Source organism: Streptomyces sp. NPDC052910 (genome assembly GCF_055585605.1).
The window spans coordinates 457,114-474,997 of record NZ_JBVJJR010000005.1; the positions used below are offsets into that span (position 1 = coordinate 457,114).

Below are 17,884 nucleotides of genomic sequence, written 5' to 3' on the forward strand. Positions count from 1 at the left end.
CACCAAAAAGGCCCCTGCTCTCGGAAGAGCAAGGGCCTCTCTCGGTGGCGGCGCCAGGATTCGAACCTGGGTAGGCTAAGCCGACGGATTTACAGTCCGCTCCCATTGGCCACTCGGGCACACCGCCATGGGTGCCGCCTCGGACGCTCTTTCGAGCGCTCCTTGGCAACGACGTAAACCATACCCGATGACCGGGGGTGCTCCGCCACTCGATTCGGAGCCAGCCGATCGCCGCCCGGATGACTAGGCTTGCGGGGCGGCCGTCCTCCGGGCCCGTCCGGCCCTTGCCGGGAGCCCGCCACCGAGGACGCCCCCACGCCGCGCCCCTGACGGAATCTACGCACGAGGAGCCAACTCAATATGGCCGACTCCAGTTTCGACATCGTCTCGAAGGTCGAGCGGCAGGAGGTCGACAACGCCCTCAACCAGGCCGCGAAGGAGATCTCGCAGCGCTACGACTTCAAGAACGTCGGCGCCTCGATCGCCTGGTCCGGCGAGAAGATCGAGATGCGGGCCAACTCCGAGGAGCGGGTGAAGGCGATTCTCGACGTCTTCCAGTCGAAGCTCATCAAGCGCGGCATCTCGCTGAAGGCCCTGGACGCGGGCGAGCCGCAGCCATCGGGCAAGGAGTACAAGATCTTCGCCTCGCTCGAGGAGGGCATCTCCCAGGAGAACGCCAAGAAGGTCGCCAAGATCATTCGCGACGAGGGCCCCAAGGGCGTCAAGGCCCAGGTCCAGGGTGACGAGCTGCGCGTCTCCTCCAAGAGCCGGGACGACCTCCAGGCCGTCATCGCCCTCCTGAAGGGCAAGGACCTGGACTTCGCCCTCCAGTTCGTCAACTACCGCTGACCCCAAGGGCTTGGCGGTGACCTGACGGGCGCGGCGGTGAGGTGACCGGCGTCCGGGCGAGGGCGCGCCGGGGAAGGTCCACGACCTTCCGCGGCGCGCCCTCGTTCCGTTTCCGCCGCCGGCGGTTCCGTTCCGAGCGGGTGACGCGACGGGCGGTGGGGTGGGGTGGGGCGGAATGGGGGGACGCGTTGGGGGATGCGGTGGCGGTGGGCCGGGCGGGTCAGAAGTCCACGTTCGCGGTCTCGTCCGCGCGCATCACCGACTCCTGGTGGAACTGTTTCTTGTAGGCGGCGCGGATCTCCTGGATGCCGGCACCCTTCGCCCGGGCCTCGGATTTCGGGTAATACAGAGTGAGTTCGTAGGAGCGCTCGCGGATCACGACACCCTTGGCGTCGCGCCACTGCCCGCGCGCGTCCTCGATGGTGAGGCCGTCGGGGAATCTCGGGGTGACGCGCCGGGTCACGAACTCGCGGAACTGGCGGTCGGTCACATCCGGCCGCCCGTCGGAGCGGGCGGTGCCGAAGTAGAGGTGGGTGCCGACGTACGGGGCGCCGCGCACGGCGGTCGTCCGGGCGGCCGGGGCCGGGTCGTCGGCGGTGTCCAGGGCGGCGTAGGCCGTGGGGGCGCCCACGGCGAGGACGGTCGCGGCGGCCAGGGCGGCGGTGCGCAGGCGGGAAGGGCGCTGGGGCACGGGTGTTGTCCTTTCGGCCGGTGGGGCCGGGCCGGCGTACTTCCGGCCGCGGGACCGGCCCGCGTCCTCTCGGGCGGGCCGGCGCACCCCTGCCGGCGGGGCGGGGCGCGCCGACCACTCTCCCGGCCGGCCCGCCGCCGTGCGGCCGATATGCGCTTCCCGACCGAAAAGTGCCGCCCCCGACGACGTGCTTGGCCGGGAGCGTCAGGAAAAGTACGACTCGAGCGTGCCGCGGCGCCGGACGTCGAGCGTCGCGCAGTGGAACGAGCCGCCGAACGGCGCGTAGTGCAGGAAGTCGCACGGGATCGGTTCGAAGCCCCATTTCTTGAGCGCGTTCACCATGCCGGTGTGGTGCCGTTCCACGATCACCCGCTTCTCGTCGACCATGAGGACGTTCATGCTGAGCCACTTGCCGCACAGCGACGTGAGCCTGAGCAGCCGGTCGTCCATCGGGTCGGGCTCGGGGGCGATCAGGACGTCCCACGAGCGCAGGATGTCGGGCAGGCGGTCGACGTCCACGTACTCCGGATTGATCATCACTTTGCCGGGGGCGAGCGGCATGAACGTCGTATCGATGTGCATGGGCGTCCGGCAGCGGCTCTCGATCTCGTGGACGCGGTAGCGCGGCCCGAGATGACGGCGCAGCCAGTCGACGCCCATGCGGTTGGTCACGTTGCCGCGCGTGACGAAGAGGTCGCGGCCCGCGCGGACGAAGTCCGCCGCGTCGAAGACCGGCTCGAACTCCGTGATGACGTGCCGCACCGGCTCCCCCGGCCCGGGCCTGCGGAAGTCCGCCCGGAACAGCTCGTCCGTGAGCTGCGGCCGCGGCGCGGCCGTCCAGCGCGCGCCGCGCCGGAAGTAGTCCTTGAGGAGCGTCCGGTAGGAGTGCGTCTCGAAGTACCGGCACGGCCACGCCATCGGGGCCTCGATGATCTCGTCGCCGATCACCAGCAGACTGTCGCGCGGGCAGGCGTTGCAGAAACCACGCGACGACCAGTGCGGGGTACGGAACCGCCGCCGGTGGTCGACCGGGTCGGGGCGGGCGACCGTGACGCCGAGGGAACGCAGGAGGGCGATGAACCCGTCCAGCTCGCGCTGCGCCCGCTCCACCAGCGGCCGCGGGTACCGGCGGCCGGCGGCGACGCCCTGCAGCCGGGCCGCCCACGGCGGGAGGTTGCAGGCCACGACGGGGTGGCGGGAGGGGATCGCGGCGCCGTCGAGACGCCCGACGACGACCTCCTCCAACGGGTCCCATTCGGTGTGCGAGGTGACCGGGGGGCCTGCGGGTTCCGCCGGGACGCCGTGCTCGGCCGACGGGCCCCTCACCGCGCGCCGCCCTCAGCCGACGCGGGGGAGACGTGGGAGGCAGGGGAGGCGTGGGAGGCGTGGGGTGGTGCGGCCGGGCGGATTGCGGGGCGTCCGGACTGCCCGCGTTTTCCGTGCTGCCCGACCTGCCCGAACCACCCGCGGTCGTCGGCTCGTTGGGCTCGTGTGAGTGGTTCGGACCGTCCGAGCCGTCCGGATCCTCCGGGTCGCCACATTACGTCCATGTGGGGCAAACGGCGTGGGCGGCCGGGAAGTTGCGGGCGCGCCGGGCACCCCCGCCCGGCCGGTCGTCGCCTCGTAAGCCCTGGCGTACTTGCTGTCGTACCTCTCGCCGTAGACCCCGCCGCACGCCCTGGCGTATGGCATGCCGTACGTCTTGGCGCACGTCCTACCGCGTGGCGAACGGCTGGTCCGTCGGGACGATCTCGCGGCCGAGCGGCATCAGCGAGACCGGGATGAGCTTGAAGTTCGCGATGCCCAGCGGGATGCCGATGATCGAGCAGCAGAGCGCGATGCCGGTGACGATGTGCCCCAGCGCCAGCCACCAGCCGGCGAAGACGATCCAGATGACGTTGCCGAGCAGCGAACCCGCGCCCGCGTCGCGGCGCTCCACGGTCGTCCGGCCGAACGGCCAGAGGGCGTAAGAGGCGATGCGGAACGACGCGATGCCGAACGGAATGGTCACGATCAGCACGCAGCAGATGATGCCGGCGAACACGTAGCCGAGAGCCATCCACAGCCCACAGAGGACCAGCCAGATGACATTTAGGATGAACCTCATGTAAGCAGCCTTTCACGCGACTGGTTCCCTGGTTACCGAGACGCCGGGAGGGGGCTGCCCGGTTGCCCTTCGCGCAGGTGGAGGCGGGTCCGTCGTCAGGCGGGTCCGGTGACGGGTTCCGTGGCGTAGCGGCTCATCGTCTCCAGGTGGGCCCGGGGGCTCGGGGCGCGGCCGCCGGCCGTCATGTCCCGCAGGTCGCGGAAGTACTGCACGTACAGGTCGGGTGTGAACACGCTGAGCATGACGGCCGGTTGGCCGGTCGTGTTGGCGAACGTGTGCGGGGCGCCGGGCGGGACGAGGACGAACGTGCCGGCGGGCGCGTCGTGGTCCCGGTCCCCGACCGTGAACCGCACGGTGCCGGAGAGGACGTAGAAGCCCTCGTCGTGCCGCGCGTGGCGGTGCTGCGGCGGCCCGGGCGTGTGCGGTGCCAGGACGGACTCGGTGACTCCGAGGCGGTGCGCGGTGTTGCCGCCGTCTTCGAGGACGCGCATGCGGGTGGTGCCGAGGAGGATCGTCTCCCCGTCGCCGGGGCCGACCACGGATACGGCGGGGTCGCCGAACGGTTCGCGGGTGTGGGTCTTCGGTTCTGCGGTCATGGCTCCATCTCACGGCCGGCCCCCGGCGGCTGTCCAAGACCCGTCCCGTAGGGCCGATACCGTACGGGTATCGTCCCCGCATGGAGCTACGCGCCCTGCGGTATTTCGTGGCGGTCGCCGAGGAACTCCACTTCGGCCGGGCCGCCGTGCGGCTGCACATGAGCCAGCCGCCGCTGAGCCGGGCGATCAAGCGGCTGGAGGCCGACGTCGGCGCCGCGCTGTTCGACCGGTCGCCCGCCGGCGTCGCGCTCACACCGGCGGGGGCCGTCCTGCTCGACGAGGCGCGCGCCCTGCTCGACCGGGCCGACCGCGTGCGCGCCCGCGTGGCCGCGGCGGCCGGGGCCGCCACCCTCACCGTCGGCATCCTGGAGGACGGCGGCGGCCCGGGCGCGACGCGGCTGGCCCGCGCCTTCCGCCGACGGCACCCGCACATCGAGGTCCGTGTCCGGGACACGGACCTGACCGACCCGACCTGCGGTCTGCACGCCGGAGCGGTCGACGTCGCCCTGACCCGCGGGCCGTTCGACGGGACCGGGCTCACCGTGCGCGAACTGCGGGCCGACCCGGTGGGCGTCCTGCTGCGCGCCGACGATCCGCTCGCCAGCCGCGACCGGCTGCGGCCGGCCGACCTGGCGGACCGCGGCTGGTTCCGCTTCCCCGCGGGCACCGACCCGCTCTGGCAGGCGTACTGGAACGGCGGGGAACCCCGCGAAGGCCCGGTGGTCCGCGCGGTCCGGGAGTGCCGGCAGGCCGTCCTCTGGAACGGCACGGTCGGCATGACGCTCCTGGGCCACGAGCCGGGCGAGGGGCTCGCCGTGGTGCCGCTGGACGGCCTGCCGCCGAGCCCGGTGGTGGTGGCGTGGCGGGCGGGGGACGCGGACCCGCTGGTCCGGTCGTTCGCGCGGCTCGCCGTCACCGCTTTCCGCGGTTGAGCGGGGCCTCGGGGTGGCGGGTGGCCTCGGGGTAGAGGGCGAGACGGACGGACATTTTTTGGAGACGGAAGGCCATTCAGACGCTCGCTCGGGGTTCGTACGGTGAGGGAGTCGAAACGGACGAACGACCTGAGCGAAGAAGGAGCGTCCCCATGCGCGCTGTGGTGCAGAAGACCTTCGGCGGCCCCGAGGTGCTGGAGCTGGTGGAGACGGAGCGCCCTGTTCCGCTCGCGGCCGAGGTGCTGGTGCGGGTGCGGGCGAGCGCGGTGAACCCGGTGGACGTGGCCGTCCGGTCCGGAGCGTTCCCGCTGCTCGGTGAGCCGCCGTTCGGGGTGGGCTGGGACGTCTCCGGGGTCGTCGAGGAGACCGGCGCCGGGTCCCGGTTCAAGGTCGGGGACGAGGTGTACGGGATGCCGTTCTTCCCGCGCGCTGCCAATGCCTACGCCGAGTACGTGGCCGTGCCCTCGCGGCAGGTCGCCCGGAAGCCCGCCTCGCTCGACCACGTGCACGCCGCCGCACTGCCGCTCGCGGCGCTCACCGCCTGGCAGGGGCTGGTGGACGCGGCCCGCGTCGGGGAGGGCGACCGGGTGCTGATCCACCGGGCGGCCGGCGGGGTCGGGCACCTGGCGGTGCAGATCGCGAAGGCCCGGGGCGCCGAGGTGATCGCGCTGGCGAGCGCGGGCAAGCACAAGTTCGTCCGCGGGCTGGGCGCCGACGAGGTGATCGACTACCAGGCGGTCGATTTCACGGAGGCGGTGAAGGACATCGACGTGGTCTTCGACTCCACGGCCCAGGGCGCCCGTTCGACGGCCGTCCTCCGTCCCGGCGGCACGCTCGTCAGCATCCTGGAACACGGCGACCGGGAGCTCGCGGGCCGGGTGGAGGCGGACGGCTTCCGCTTCGCCGGAATCTCGGTCGAGCCGGACTACGCGGCCCTGGAGACGATCGCGGACCTGGTGGACGCCGGCCGGATCCGCCCGCATGTCGGGGCCACCTTCCCGCTCGCGGAGGCGGGCAAGGCGCACGAACTGGTGGGCGCGGGGCGGGCGCTGGGGAAGGTTGTGCTGACAGTGGACTGAGGTGGGGGCCGGGGGCGGAGGCGAGCCGGTTGAGGACTGGCGCCCGGAGGGTGCCGGGTGCGGGGGCGAGGAGCTGAATGCGGGGCAGGGAGCTGGTGCGGGGGCAGGGGCCGGGCGCGGGGACAGGGCTGGGGCAGCCGCGGAACATCGGAGGGGGCCGTCGGCGCTGAGACCGGCGAGTCTGTGGAACTGGCGGGGCTGGTAAGACAGGTAGGTCGAGTGAGTCGAGTGGATCGGGTGGATCGGGTGGGGGGAAGCGCGTGGACATCCTGACGGAGGCGCTGGCCTCGATGCGGACCGGGAGTCCCGCCTCCGTCCGGACCGACGGGCGGGCGCCCTGGGGGCTGCGGCTGCCGCCCGTCGCGGGGGCCGGTTTCCACGTCGTGCTGCACGGCGGCTGCTGGGTGATGCCGCTGGAGGACGCGGTGTCGCACCGTGAGCCGATCCGGCTGGAGGAGGGTGACGTGATCTTCGTCCGGGACGGGCGCGGACACATCCTCGCCGATCACCCGGACACCCCGGCCCAGCCCGAGGACACCGCGGATTTCTGTCCGGGTTTCCCGATCGGGACGGTGTCGGTCGGCGGTGACGGCGCCCGGACCAGCCTGTTGTGCGGCAACTACCACCTGGACCAGGGCCGCCCCCACCCCCTCGTCGGCCGGCTCCCCGCGCTGATTCACCTCTCGACGCGGGACGGCCGGCACCCCGAACTGAGCGCCGCCGTGCGGTTGCTGGGCGCCGAGGTGGAGAATCCGCGCCCCGGCTCGGCCGGCATCGTGCCCTCGCTGATCGACTCTCTGCTTCTGTACATCCTGCGCGCCTGGCTGGCGGAGCGTCCGGCCGGGGACGGCACGGGATGGGCCGCCGCGCTGGCCGATCCCGTGGTGGCGCCGGCGCTCGCGGCGATCCACGAGGAGCCGTCGGCGCAGTGGACCGTCGAGTCGCTGGCCGGGCGTTCCGGGCTGTCCCGTGCGGCGTTCGCCCGCCGCTTCACGACGCTCGTCGGGGAGCCGCCCGTCGCTTACCTGACCCGCTGGCGCATGACGACGGCGGCCCGGCTGCTGCGCGAGTCCGATGCCCCGCTGGCGGCCGTGGCCGCACGGGCCGGTTACGGCTCCGAGTTCGCGTTCGCCAAGGCCTTCAAGCGCGAGTACGGGCAGGCGCCCGGCGGGTATCGGCGTACGGCGCGGGTTGCCCGGGTGGCGTGAGGCAAGCCCCCGGCGGGCGTGGTGCGCACACCCCTGACAGCGTCGGGGGTGGGAGTGTCGGGGGCGTCTGCCGGAAGGCGTTCCCGGCACGGGCCGTCAGTAGCGGGTCCGCGTCGCCGTCGGACGGCGCACGAGACCATGAACGCTCGGATCGGCCCGGCGGGGGCCTCCACGGCACCGCGATGACGCCCCGTCGCCGGCGTACTGCGGTGCGCTGCCCGTCGCCTTCCAGGAGTCCGGGGTTCCGCCGCCACCCGCCGTGACCGGTCACCCGCGCAGGGCGGTGGGACGCGAAGGTCTCCGCGAGCCGGGGTTCTTGGACTGCGTCTGGAAGGCTTCGCCGCCCCGTTCGTGCTCCTGGGTGCCTTCCAGAGGTCCGGGCCTCCGCCGCCGCACCGCCGTGACCGGTCACCCGCGTAGGGCGGTGGGACGCAAAGGTCTCCGCGAGCCGGGGCCCTTGGACTGCGTCTGGAAGGCTTCGCCGCCCCGTTCGTGCTCCTGGGCGCCTTCCAGAGGTCCGGGCCTCCGCCGCCGCACCGCCGTGACCGGTCACCCGCGTAGGGCGGTGGGACGCGAAGGTCTCCGCGAGCCGGGCTTCTTGGCTACTTCACCGGAGGCTTCGCCGCCCCGTTCGTACCCTTGGACGCGGCATTACGGCGGGCCGGGCCGGTTGTCCGACGGTGGCCCGGTGGTTACAGGGGGGTGGCGTCCGCGCAGCCGGCCGGCGGGTTCGGTTTTCGGCGCGGCGGCGGTCGGGGCGCCGGAGTGCTTCGGCGGCAGGGCACCGCCGGTGATCGGAGCGGCCGGCATGGCGCGGCGCGGCGCCTCTTCGTCCGTAGCCGTCGGCCGGCGGGCCGACGTGGGCGAGTCGGAGGAGGCCGCCCCTACGGGTCCCGTAGGGGGCGCAGGCGGCGGTAGTCCTCACGGCGTCCCCCTAATGGGTCAGCGCGGCGTGCCGTCGGGCGTTCCCGGTGGCCATGGTGGGCGTGCCGCCATCCGGCGGACGAAGCGTCCGGGAGGAACCATGCGCAGAGCCATCCTGTCGGCGGCCCTGGCCGCCGTGAGCGTGCTGGGCGTCACCACCGCCCAGGCCGAGCCCGCGGCCCCGGCCGACATCGATGTCTTCACCTGCCTCGACGGGGGCGGCATACCGGACTACGGCGACGCGGACCCGGGTGTGCTGACGGTCGAGATCAAGGCCGTCTGCAAGGGCGGTACGCACAACGGCGAGACGGTGTCCTGACCGTTCCGCCGGCCGCCGCCTGGAGCGGATGGCGGGCATCCGCCCGGCCGGGCCCCGGCCTCAGTCGTGGCCGCCGCCCGCCATCCGCTCCAGGCGGCCGATCCGTTCGGCCATCGGCGGGTGGGTGGAGAAGAGCTTGGAGAGGCCCTCGCCGGGCCGGAACGGGTTCGCGATCATCATGTGGCTCGCCGTCTCCAGGCGCGGTTCCGGCGGGAGCGGCAGTTGCCGGGTGCCCGTCTCCAGCTTGCGGAGGGCCGACGCCAGGGCCAGCGGGTCGCCGGTGAGGCGGGCGCCGGACGCGTCGGCCTCGTACTCCCGGGAACGGCTGACGGCGAGCTGGATCAGGGACGCCGCGATGGGCCCCAGCAGCATGATCATGATCATGCCGACGATTCCCGGGCCCTCGTCGTCGTCCGACCTGCCGATCGGGACCAGCCAGGCGAAGTTCACCAGGAACATCACCACCGAGGCGAGCGCGCCCGCCACGGACGAGATGAGGATGTCGCGGTTGTAGACGTGGCTGAGCTCGTGGCCGATCACCCCGCGCAGCTCGCGTTCGTCGAGGAGGCGCAGGATGCCGTCGGTGCAGCAGACGGCGGCGTTGCGCGGGTTGCGGCCGGTGGCGAAGGCGTTGGGGGCCTCGGTGGGCGAGATGTACAGCCGGGGCATGGGCTGGCGGGCGGCGGTCGAGAGCTCGCGCACCATGCGGTAGAGGTGCGGCGCCTCGAACTCGCTGACCGGGCGGGCACGCATCGCCCGCAGGGCGAGCTTGTCGCTGTTCCAGTACGCGTAGGCGTTGGTGCCCAGCGCCACCAGGACGGCGACGATCAGCCCCGTCCGGCCGAAGACGCTGCCGATGACGATGATGAGCGCGGACAGCCCGCCGAGGAGTACGGCGGTCCTGAGCCCGTTGTGCCGGCGGTGCACGGTACGCCCTCCAGGTGGTGCGGCAGGGGAACCCTTGAACCAGTGGAACCTTTCGTACTGGTCAACGCGAGGTGGAGGCCGCTAGTTCCCTTGTGCATGGGCCGCGGCGTGCGCCGGCCGGGTGACGCGGGCGGCCCCGAAGGTTCTCCGGGGGTTCTCCCTGGGGGTGCCCCCTACTGGTTCTCCCCAGGGCCCTGGGCCCTGGGCCCTGTCCCCTGTCCCCTACGGGTTGGCCCCCGGGGGTCGCCCTCTGAGGAAGGCCCTGACGGGGGTGTCCCCGGGAGCGCTTCGGGGGCGCTCCCGGACCGGGGCGCCCCGCGACCGCTACGACAGCGCCCCGACTACAACAGCGACCCCGCCGCGTACCGCAGCACCAGTTGCGGCGCGCCCGACAGTACGATGCCGGCCGCCGCCGCCAGGCCGATCGCCGCTCGCAGGGAGAGGGACGCGCGCGTGTTCACGACGCCGGGCGCCGCGCCGGTCGCCTCTTCCTCGTCCGCCGGGCGGAAGAGGAACGCCGTCCACTGGAGGTAGTAGTACAGCGCGATGACGACGTTGACGGCCATGACCGCCGCCAGCCAGCCCAGCCCGGCGTCGACCGCCGCCGAGAAGACGGTGACCTTGGCGAACAGCCCGATGACGCCCGGCGGCAGGCCGGCCAGGCAGAGCAGGAAGAAGGCGAGGGCGAGCGCCGCGAGCGGGCTCCGGGCGTACAGGCCGCGGTAGTCGGCGACCCGGTGGTGGGTCGCGGTGCGGCCGACGAGGACGGCGACGGCGAACGCGCCGAGGTTCACCGCCGCGTACATCAGGGCGTAGGCGACGGTCGCGCCGACGGCGTGCCCCGGGTCGCTTCCGTACCCGGCGGCGGCCAGCGGCACCAGCAGGTAGCCCGCCTGGCCGACCGAGGACCAGGCGAGCAGCCGGACCGCGCTGAGCCGCCGGTCCGGCCGCTGGCGCAGCGCGGCGACGTTGCCCACCGTCATGGTGAGCGCGGCGAGGACGGCCAGGGCCGGCCCCCAGACGTCGGAGTACGACGGGAACGCGACGACCGTCACGAGGGCGATACCCGTGAAGCCGACGGCCTTGCCGACGACGGAGAGGTAGCCGGCGACGGGCAGGGGCGCGCCGGCGTAGGCGTCCGGCACCCAGAAGTGGAAGGGGACGGCGGCGGTCTTGAAGGCGAAGCCGACGAGGGTGAGCACCACGCCGGTGCGGGCCAGCACGGCGAGCCGCGGGTCGACGGCGGTGAGGCTGTGGGCGACGTCGGTGAGGTGCAGGGTGCCGGTCGCCGCGTAGACGAAGCTGACGCCGAGGAGGGTGACGGCGGTGGCGGTGACCGAGGAGAGGAAGAACTTCAGCGCCGCTTCCGAGGACCGCCGGTCGCCGCGGCGCAGGCCGACGAGGGCGAACGCGGGCAGCGAGGCGACCTCCAGGGCGACGACGAGGGTGGCGAGGTCGCGGGAGGCGGGCAGCAGGGCGGCGCCGGCGGCGGAGGAGAGCAGCAGGAACCAGTACTCGCCGGCGGGGAGGTCCTGTTCGCGCACGGTGGTGACGGACAGCAGCGCGGTCAGCAGCGCGCCGCCGAGCACCAGGAACTGGAGGATCAGCGTGAAGTGGTCGGCTTCGTAACTACAGGTGTGGCTGCCGCCGGTGAGGCAGAAGGTGCTGCGGGTGCCGGCCCGCAGCGGGATCAGCGCCAGTCCGGCCAGCAGCAGGCCGCCGACGGTGACGCCGCCGAGTACGTGCTTCCGCCCGGCGGGCAGGAAGAGGTCGGCGACGAGGACGGCGAGCGCGGCCACGGCGGCGATCAGGGGCGGTGCGACGGCGAGCCAGTCGACGGACTGGACCAGGGAACCGGCCGCAGAGTCGGCGAGGAGCACCATCAGTTGCCTCCTCCGAGGAGCTGCTGGACGGCCGGGTCGGTGAGGCCCAGGAGGGCCGCGGGCCAGAGCCCGGCGAGGACGGTGAGGACGACGAGCGGCGTCCAGGCGGCGAACTCGTACGGGCGGACGTCCGTGAGCGCCGGGCCGGTCTCCGCCGCGACCGGCCGCTGTTCGCCGTTGCCGCCCATGCAGACGCGGCGGACGACGACCAGCAGGTAGGCGGCGGTCAGCAGGGTGCCGAGACCGGCCAGGGCCATGAAGGTGAGGTAGGCGGGGCGGCTGAGGCCGTCGGCGGGCCGGAAGGAGGCGAACATCGCGATCATCTCGCCCCAGAACCCGGCCAGTCCGGGCAGCCCCAGGGAGGCGACGGCGCCGAAGGCGAGGAGGCCGCCGAGGCGCGGCGCCCGGCCGTAGAGCGCGGCCCCGGTGGGGCCGGAGAGGCGGTCGAGGTCGGTGGTGCCGTAGCGGTCCTTGACGCCGCCGACCAGGAAGAAGAGGAGGCCGGTGATCAGGCCGTGGGCGACGTTGGCGAAGAGGGCCGCGTTGACGCCGGTGGGCGTGAGGGTGGAGATGCCCAGGAGGACGAAGCCCATGTGGCCGACGGAGCTGTAGGCGACGAGCCGCTTCAGGTCGCCCTTGGCGCCGCGCCGGGCCAGCGCGAGGCAGACCAGCGAACCGTAGACGATGCCGACGGCGGCGAACGCGGCCAGGTACGGCGCGAAGGTGTGGGCGCCGTCGGGGGCCACGGGAAGGACGATGCGGACGAGTCCGTAGGTGCCCATCTTCAGCAGCACGCCCGCCAGGAGCACCGAACCGACGGTCGGCGCGGCCGTGTGCGCGTCGGGCAGCCAACTGTGCAGCGGGAACATCGGCGCCTTCACGGCGAGCCCCACGCCGATCGCCAACACCGCGATGACCTGCGTCGAATGGCTCAGCCCCGACCCGTTGTCAGTGGCGAGTGCCACCATGTCGAAGGTGCCGCCCTTGATGCCGACGAGGAGGAGGCCGAGCAGCATGACCACGGACCCGAGCAGGGTGTAGAGGACGAAGCGCCAGGCGCCGCGCTCCCGTCCCTCGCCACCCCAGCGGGCGATGAGGAAGTACATCGGGACGAGCACCGTCTCGAACGCGAGGAAGAACAGCACGAGGTCGAGGACGGCGAACGAGGCGAGGGTGCCGGCCTCCAGGAGCAGCAGCAGCGCCACGAAGCCCTTGGGTGACGGGCCGTCGGGCACGCGGAAGTAGCTGTAGAGCGCGCAGAGGAAGGTGAGGAGCGAGGTCAGGACGAGGAGGGGGAGCGAGACGCCGTCCACGCCGAGGTGGAACCGGATGCCGAGGGCCGGGATCCAGCTCACGTCGGTGGTGGCCTGCATCGCGGCCGGGTCGTCGCGGTCGAAGCCGACGGCCAGCGCGACGGTGAGGGCGAGCACGGCGCCTGTGACGGTGACGCCGTGCCGCAGCACCGCCTGGTCGGGGCCGCGGCCCTTGAGCCCGGGCGGCGCCGGGAGGAGGGCGGCGACGGCTCCGGCAAGGGGCAGTCCGACGACCGCGAGGAGGAGGATCTGGAGAACGGTATGGCTCACGGTCAGGCTCCGGAGGCGACGAGGACGGCGGCGACGGCCAGGACGACGGAGCCCGCGAACAGGACGCTCAGGTAGGTCTGGGTGTTGCCGGTCTGGGCCCGGCGGACGGCCGCGCCCAGCAGGCCGGGGGCGGCCGCCGCGCCGCGCACGTAGGTCTCGACGACCTCGCGGTCGAGGAAGCGGGCGAGGCGGGCGGCCCCGCGCGCCGGGCGGACGGCGAGGGCGTGGGCGACGGCGTCCAGGTGGAAGCCGGCGGCGGCGTGCCGGTGCAGCGGGCCGAGGAGGAGCCGGCCGGGGTCGGCGGGGTCCCGGGCGCCGGCGACGCTGCCGTACGCGGCCTCGTGGGTGGCGATGGCCTCCTCCTCGGAGACGGCCGGTGCCTCGTCCGGGTCGGCGGCCACCGCGCCGAGCGGGGTCCGGGCGGCGAGCACGGCGGTGCGGCGCCAGGCCGCGGTGACGACGAGCACGCCGGCGAGGGCACAGCCGGTGGACAGGAGGGAGGTGGTGAGCGTGGGCGTCAGGGAGCCGCCGTCGAACCAGTCGGGGAGCTTCCAGGCGGCGAGCCCGAGCGCGACGGTGGGGACGAACAGCACCCACAGGACGGCCGTCATGGCGGCGGGCTGCCGGCCGTGGTCGGCGGCCTCCGGGCCACTGCCGCGGAAGGCGAGCAGCCAGAGGCGGGTGGCGTAGGCGGCGGTCAGCAGGGCGGTGAGCAGACCGGCGGCCAGCACCGTCCAGCCCACCGCGCCCGGGATGCCGTCCGCCTCGCCCCGGGCGGCGTGCTCGGCGGCGCCCAGCACGGCCTCCTTGGAGAAGAAGCCGCTGAAGGGCGGGATCGCGGCGAGCGCGAGGAGGGCGACGGTCATCGTCCAGAACGCGTCGGGGACGCGCTGGGCGAGGCCGCCCATGCGGGCCGTGGCGGCCAGCGAGTTGGTGCCGGCGGCGTGGATGACCACGCCCGCCCCGAGGAAGAGGAGGGCCTTGAACGCGCCGTGCGAGACGAGGTGGAAGACGGCGGCGCCGCGGTCGCCGACGGCCAGGGCGCCGGTCATGTAGCCGAGCTGGCCGACGGTCGAGTAGGCGAGGACGCGTTTGATGTCGTCCTGCGCGAGCGCGGCGAGCGCCGAGCCGACCATGGTGACCGCCGCCATCACGGCGAGCACCGCCAGGGCCGCGGTGGAGGCGGCGAACACGGGGAGGAGCCGGGCGACGAGGTAGACACCGGCCGCGACCATCGTCGCGGCGTGGATCAGCGCGGACACCGGCGTGGGGCCGGCCATCGCGTCGGGCAGCCACGTGTGCAGCGGGAACTGGGCGGACTTGCCCGCCACACCGGCGAGCAGCAGCAGCGCCGTGAGCGTGGGGTGGGAGAGGTCGCCGGAGGCGGCGGTGCGCACGATGCCGTCGATCCGGAACGTCCCGGCGTCGTCGGCGAGCGCGAACACGCCGATGAGGAAGGGGACGTCGCCGAGCTTGGTGACGAGGAACGCCTTGAGGGAGGCGGCGCGGGCGGCCTCGGTCTCCCAGTAGTGGCCGACGAGGAAGTAGGAGCAGATGCCCATGACCTCCCAGCCGACCAGCAGCACCATCAGGTCGCCCGAGTAGACGACGAGGAGCATCGCGGAGGTGAAGAGGGAGACGAGCGCGGCGTAGGACGGGTAGCGCGGGTCGTCGCGCAGGTAGGCCGTCGAATAGAGCTGGACGCAGGTGGCGACCACGCCGACGAGCACGGCGATCAGGACGGCGAAGCCGTCGAGGTGCAGGGCGAGGTCGACGGGGACGGAGCCGGTCGGGGTGAGCCGGGTCGACGCGTCGAGCGGCCGGCCGCCGCCCTGCCGCCAGGCGACGACGACGGCGAGCACGGCGGCGACGGCGGTCGGCAGGAGCGCGAGCGGCCGGACGAGTCCGGGCGCGCGGCGGCCCGCCAGGATGCCGCCGACGGCGCCGAGGAACGGCAGCAGCGGGACGAGTGCGGCGGTGGTCGTGGTCGTCACGAGGCGGCCTCGGCCTTCTGCTCGCGGTCGGTGGCGTCCGCTGTCCGGGGATCGGAGGCGTCCTCGCGCAGGTCGCGGAGCCGGTCGAGGTCGGCGGTGCCGCGGTTGCGGTGGACGAGCAGGACGATGGCCAGGCCGATGCCGATCTCGGCCGCGGCGATGGCGATGGTGAAGAGGGTGAGCGCCTGCCCGGCGTGCAGCTCGTCGCGCAGCCAGACGTCGAAGGCGACGAGGTTGAGGTTGACGGCGTTGAGCATCAGCTCGACGGACATCAGCACCAGGATGGCGTTGCGCCGGGCGAGGACGCCGTACAGGCCGGTGCAGAAGAGGAGGGCGGCGAGGACGGCGGGGTAGACGAGGTGCATCAGCGGGCCTCTTCCTCGCGCGGCTGCTCCGCGGGCCCGGTGTCCTCGCCGCGCCGGGACAGCACGATCGCGCCGACGAGCGCGGCGAGCAGCAGGACGGACAGCGCCTCGAAGGGCAGCACCCAGTAGCGGAAGAGCATCTCGCCGGAGACCTTGGTCGACCCCTGGACGGGCCCGTCGATGTCGATCCACGTCCTCCGGAAGGCGTCCACGACGACCCAGACCAGTGCGAGGGCGGCGGCCCCGGCGACGGCGAGCGCCACCGGCCGGTTGCCGGAGTCCGCGTCCGCCGAGCGGCCGATGGGCGCCTTGGTCAGCATCAGCCCGAACAGCAGCAGGACGACCACCGAACCGACGTAGATCAGCACCTGCACCCAGGCGACGAACTCGGCCGTCAGCAGCAGGTACTCCACGGCCAGCCCGCCGAGCGCCACGACCAGCCACAGGGCGGCGTGCACCAGTTGCCGGGTGGTGACGGTCAGCACGGCGGCGCCGAGGGTGACGAGGCCGACGAGGAGGAAGGCGACCTCGACGCCGGTGGGCGACAGGAAGCCGTGCGCGCCCGAGGCGAGTGCGACGCCGTGGGGGCTCATGCTCCGTCCTCCTTCGCTTCCCGTGCTGTCTCGTCCTGTTCCTTCGCCAGGGCCGCGGCCATCTTCTCCGCCGTCTTGCGGGCCGCCGCGACCTCCTTCGGTTCCTCGGCCGCCGGGTCGAGCGCGGGCGGCTCGGGGACCGTCCACATCCACTCGCGGAGCCGGTCCCGTTCGTGGGTGAGGTCGCGGATGTCCGTCTCGGCGTACTCGAACTCCGGCGACCAGAAGAGGGCGTCGAACGGACACACCTCGATACAGATGCCGCAGTACATGCACAGCGCGAAGTCGATCGCGAACCGGTCGAGGACGTTGCGGCTGCGCTCGCGCCCGCCCGGCGCGGCCGGGGGGACGGTCTCCTTGTGGGAGTCGATGTAGATGCACCAGTCGGGGCACTCACGGGCGCAGAGCATGCAGACCGTGCAGTTCTCCTCGAACAGGCCGATCACACCGCGGGTGCGGGGCGCCAGTTCGGGCTGCGCGTCCGGGTACTGGACTGTCTGCGTGCGCCGGGTGAGGGTCCGCAGGGTGACGGCCAGGCCCTTGGCCAGGCCGCTGCCGGGGATGTTCATGAGATCGCCACCTTGACGACGCCGGTCAGCGCGATCTGCGCGAGGGCGAGCGGGATGAGCACGGTCCAGGCGAGCTTCTGCAACTGGTCCTCGCGCAGCCGCGGGTAGCTCACCCGCAGCCAGATCACGACGAACGCGAGCACCGCCGTCTTGAGCAGCATCCACACCCAGCCGAGCCCGTCGGCCCCGAACGGGCCGTGCCAGCCGCCGAGGAACAGCACGGACGTCAGCCCGCAGAGGACGACGATGCCCGCGTACTCGGCCAGCAGGAACATCGCGAACCGCAGGCCGGTGTACTCGGTGTACGCGCCGAAGATGATCTCGGAGTCGGCCACCGGCATGTCGAACGGCGGCCGTTGCAGCTCGGCCAGGCCGGCGGTGAAGAACACCAGCCCGCCGACGATCTGCCAGGGCACCCACCACCAGTGGAACGCGTCCAGGATCCCGGGCAGCGAGACCGTGCCCGCCGCCATCGCCACCGAAGCGGCGGCGAGCAGCATCGGCAGCTCGTACGCCATGAGCTGCGCGGCCGTCCGCAGGCCGCCGAGCAGCGAGAACTTGTTCGCCGACGCCCAGCCGGCCATGAGCGAACCGAGCACGCCCACGCCCATCACCGCGAGGACGAAGAAGATGCCCGCGTCGATGTACCAGCCGACGGCCTTGCCCGGCCCGATCGGGATCGCGGCGAGAACCAGCAGGTACGGCAGGAGCGCGACGGCCGGCGCGAGCTGGAAGACCCGCCGGTCGGCGTCGGCCGGGACGATGTCCTCCTTCTGCGCGAACTTCACACCGTCGGCGACGAGCTGCGCCCAGCCGTGGAACCCGCCCGCGTACATCGGTCCGAGCCGGCCCTGCATATGGGCCATCACCTTGTGTTCCATCTGCCCCACGAGCAGCGGGAAAACGAGGAAGACCCCGAACAGGGCCAAGAGGCGCAGCACCACGTCAAGGGTGTCGCTGCTGCTCATGCTCGGTCGCCTCCGGCGGGGTCGGGGTCGTTCTCGGGGTCGCCGCCGTCGGGGGCGGGGGGCTTCGCGCCGGGGGCGGGAGGTTCGTCGGCGGGCTGGTCGGCGGCCGTGGCGGGGTTCGCGCCGGGAGCAGGGGGCTCGTCGGCGGGCACGCCCTGCCTCCCGCCCGGGGCAACGGACTCCTCGGCGGACACGCCCTGCCTCCCGCCCGGGGCAACGGACTCCTCGGCGGACACGCCCTGCCTCCCGCCCGGGGCAACGGACTCCTCGGCGGACACGCCCTGCCTCCCGCCCGGA

General features: G+C 73.2%; 17 protein-coding genes, 1 tRNA gene and 1 pseudogene. 5 read left to right on the plus strand and 14 right to left on the minus strand.

Annotated features, from left to right (window positions below; translation table 11 throughout):
* Nucleotides 1–45: 45 nt before the first annotated feature.
* Nucleotides 46–127, minus strand: a tRNA-Tyr gene (locus ACZ6X9_RS21235).
* Between the two features lie 233 nt (nucleotides 128–360).
* On the opposite strand from ACZ6X9_RS21235, the gene ACZ6X9_RS21240 reads away from it, so the two are divergent.
* Complete coding sequence (locus ACZ6X9_RS21240; RefSeq protein ID WP_469779520.1) at nucleotides 361–849, plus strand: YajQ family cyclic di-GMP-binding protein; 489 nt, start codon at nucleotides 361–363, stop codon at nucleotides 847–849.
* 220 nt (nucleotides 850–1,069) lie between these two features.
* Here the strand turns inward: ACZ6X9_RS21240 and ACZ6X9_RS21245 are convergent, their stop codons facing one another.
* The 4 genes from ACZ6X9_RS21245 to ACZ6X9_RS21260 all read right to left on the minus strand — a co-directional run bounded on the left by ACZ6X9_RS21245 (nucleotide 1,070) and on the right by ACZ6X9_RS21260 (nucleotide 4,243).
* Complete coding sequence (locus ACZ6X9_RS21245; protein WP_469779521.1) at nucleotides 1,070–1,540, minus strand: DUF3574 domain-containing protein; 471 nt, start codon at nucleotides 1,538–1,540, stop codon at nucleotides 1,070–1,072.
* 204 nt (nucleotides 1,541–1,744) lie between these two features.
* Nucleotides 1,745–2,866, minus strand: a complete 1,122-nt coding sequence (locus ACZ6X9_RS21250; RefSeq protein ID WP_469779522.1) for an amidinotransferase — start codon at nucleotides 2,864–2,866, stop codon at nucleotides 1,745–1,747.
* Nucleotides 2,867–3,254: 388 nt separating this feature from the next.
* On the minus strand, nucleotides 3,255–3,647 hold the full coding sequence (locus ACZ6X9_RS21255; protein WP_469779523.1) for a YccF domain-containing protein: 393 nt from the start codon (nucleotides 3,645–3,647) through the stop codon (nucleotides 3,255–3,257).
* A gap of 95 nt (nucleotides 3,648–3,742) precedes the next feature.
* Nucleotides 3,743–4,243, minus strand: a complete 501-nt coding sequence (locus tag ACZ6X9_RS21260) for a cupin domain-containing protein (protein ID WP_469779524.1) — start codon at nucleotides 4,241–4,243, stop codon at nucleotides 3,743–3,745.
* Between the two features lie 80 nt (nucleotides 4,244–4,323).
* Here ACZ6X9_RS21260 and ACZ6X9_RS21265 point away from each other — a divergent pair, with 80 nt between their 5' ends.
* The 4 genes from ACZ6X9_RS21265 (at nucleotide 4,324) to ACZ6X9_RS21280 (ending at nucleotide 8,705) form a co-directional block, all read left to right on the plus strand.
* Nucleotides 4,324–5,175 (plus strand): LysR family transcriptional regulator, encoded by an 852-nt coding sequence (locus ACZ6X9_RS21265; protein WP_469779525.1) that lies wholly within the window; start codon nucleotides 4,324–4,326, stop codon nucleotides 5,173–5,175.
* Between the two features lie 152 nt (nucleotides 5,176–5,327).
* The gene (locus ACZ6X9_RS21270) at nucleotides 5,328–6,254 is read left to right on the plus strand and encodes an NADP-dependent oxidoreductase (protein WP_469779526.1); all 927 of its coding nucleotides are present in this window, start codon (nucleotides 5,328–5,330) and stop codon (nucleotides 6,252–6,254) included.
* A gap of 260 nt (nucleotides 6,255–6,514) precedes the next feature.
* Nucleotides 6,515–7,462, plus strand: a complete 948-nt coding sequence (locus ACZ6X9_RS21275; protein WP_469779527.1) for an AraC family transcriptional regulator — start codon at nucleotides 6,515–6,517, stop codon at nucleotides 7,460–7,462.
* A 1,024-nt stretch (nucleotides 7,463–8,486) separates the two neighbouring features.
* Nucleotides 8,487–8,705, plus strand: coding sequence for a hypothetical protein (locus ACZ6X9_RS21280; protein ID WP_469779528.1), 219 nt, complete (start codon nucleotides 8,487–8,489; stop codon nucleotides 8,703–8,705).
* A gap of 60 nt (nucleotides 8,706–8,765) precedes the next feature.
* On the opposite strand, the gene htpX is transcribed toward ACZ6X9_RS21280, so the two are convergent.
* The 9 genes and pseudogenes from htpX to ACZ6X9_RS21325 form a co-directional block, all read right to left on the minus strand.
* A complete protein-coding gene (gene htpX, locus ACZ6X9_RS21285) occupies nucleotides 8,766–9,632 on the minus strand; it encodes a zinc metalloprotease HtpX (protein ID WP_469779529.1) in 867 nt (288 codons plus the stop codon).
* A gap of 341 nt (nucleotides 9,633–9,973) precedes the next feature.
* Entirely contained in the window at nucleotides 9,974–11,515 is a 1,542-nt protein-coding gene (locus ACZ6X9_RS21290; RefSeq protein WP_469779530.1) for an NADH-quinone oxidoreductase subunit N, read from the minus strand.
* Nucleotides 11,515–13,098, minus strand: a complete 1,584-nt coding sequence (locus tag ACZ6X9_RS21295; protein ID WP_469779531.1) for a complex I subunit 4 family protein — start codon at nucleotides 13,096–13,098, stop codon at nucleotides 11,515–11,517. The genes ACZ6X9_RS21290 and ACZ6X9_RS21295 overlap by 1 nt, the downstream gene beginning before the upstream one ends.
* Nucleotides 13,099–13,100: 2 nt before the next feature.
* Complete coding sequence (locus tag ACZ6X9_RS21300; RefSeq protein ID WP_469779532.1) at nucleotides 13,101–15,092, minus strand: NADH-quinone oxidoreductase subunit 5 family protein; 1,992 nt, start codon at nucleotides 15,090–15,092, stop codon at nucleotides 13,101–13,103.
* Nucleotides 15,089–15,457 carry an NADH-quinone oxidoreductase subunit NuoK gene (gene nuoK, locus ACZ6X9_RS21305; RefSeq protein ID WP_469779533.1) on the minus strand — a complete coding sequence of 123 codons (369 nt, stop codon included), beginning with the start codon at nucleotides 15,455–15,457 and terminating at the stop codon, nucleotides 15,089–15,091. Before nuoK ends, ACZ6X9_RS21300 begins: the two co-directional genes overlap by 4 nt.
* Nucleotides 15,457–16,050, minus strand: coding sequence for an NADH-quinone oxidoreductase subunit J family protein (locus tag ACZ6X9_RS21310; RefSeq protein ID WP_469779534.1), 594 nt, complete (start codon nucleotides 16,048–16,050; stop codon nucleotides 15,457–15,459). The genes nuoK and ACZ6X9_RS21310 overlap by 1 nt, the downstream gene beginning before the upstream one ends.
* Nucleotides 16,047–16,619: a NuoI/complex I 23 kDa subunit family protein gene (locus tag ACZ6X9_RS21315; protein WP_469779535.1), complete on the minus strand. Its 573-nt coding sequence runs from the start codon at nucleotides 16,617–16,619 to the stop codon at nucleotides 16,047–16,049. Before ACZ6X9_RS21315 ends, ACZ6X9_RS21310 begins: the two co-directional genes overlap by 4 nt.
* Entirely contained in the window at nucleotides 16,616–17,587 is a 972-nt protein-coding gene (locus tag ACZ6X9_RS21320) for a complex I subunit 1/NuoH family protein (RefSeq protein ID WP_469779536.1), read from the minus strand. Before ACZ6X9_RS21320 ends, ACZ6X9_RS21315 begins: the two co-directional genes overlap by 4 nt.
* Nucleotides 17,584–17,884 (minus strand): annotated as a pseudogene (locus ACZ6X9_RS21325) (NADH-quinone oxidoreductase subunit C); the annotation flags it as partial. The gene ACZ6X9_RS21320 and the pseudogene ACZ6X9_RS21325, both read right to left, overlap by 4 nt.

What these genes read in the sequence shown, in the direction of transcription:
- ACZ6X9_RS21265 (WP_469779525.1), top strand. Translation starts at nt 4,324, where the DNA reads ATGGAGCTACGCGCCCTGCGGTATTTCGTGGCGGTCGCCGAGGAACTC.
- ACZ6X9_RS21280 (WP_469779528.1), top strand. Translation starts at nt 8,487, where the DNA reads ATGCGCAGAGCCATCCTGTCGGCGGCCCTGGCCGCCGTGAGCGTGCTG.
- ACZ6X9_RS21315 (WP_469779535.1), bottom strand. Translation starts at nt 16,619, where the DNA reads ATGAACATCCCCGGCAGCGGCCTGGCCAAGGGCCTGGCCGTCACCCTG.
- ACZ6X9_RS21260 (WP_469779524.1), bottom strand. Translation starts at nt 4,243, where the DNA reads ATGACCGCAGAACCGAAGACCCACACCCGCGAACCGTTCGGCGACCCC.
- ACZ6X9_RS21310 (WP_469779534.1), bottom strand. Translation starts at nt 16,050, where the DNA reads ATGAGCCCCCACGGCGTCGCACTCGCCTCGGGCGCGCACGGCTTCCTG.
- ACZ6X9_RS21240 (WP_469779520.1), top strand. Translation starts at nt 361, where the DNA reads ATGGCCGACTCCAGTTTCGACATCGTCTCGAAGGTCGAGCGGCAGGAG.
- ACZ6X9_RS21270 (WP_469779526.1), top strand. Translation starts at nt 5,328, where the DNA reads ATGCGCGCTGTGGTGCAGAAGACCTTCGGCGGCCCCGAGGTGCTGGAG.
- ACZ6X9_RS21320 (WP_469779536.1), bottom strand. Translation starts at nt 17,587, where the DNA reads ATGAGCAGCAGCGACACCCTTGACGTGGTGCTGCGCCTCTTGGCCCTG.
- nuoK (WP_469779533.1), bottom strand. Translation starts at nt 15,457, where the DNA reads ATGCACCTCGTCTACCCCGCCGTCCTCGCCGCCCTCCTCTTCTGCACC.
- ACZ6X9_RS21255 (WP_469779523.1), bottom strand. Translation starts at nt 3,647, where the DNA reads ATGAGGTTCATCCTAAATGTCATCTGGCTGGTCCTCTGTGGGCTGTGG.
- ACZ6X9_RS21290 (WP_469779530.1), bottom strand. Translation starts at nt 11,515, where the DNA reads ATGGTGCTCCTCGCCGACTCTGCGGCCGGTTCCCTGGTCCAGTCCGTC.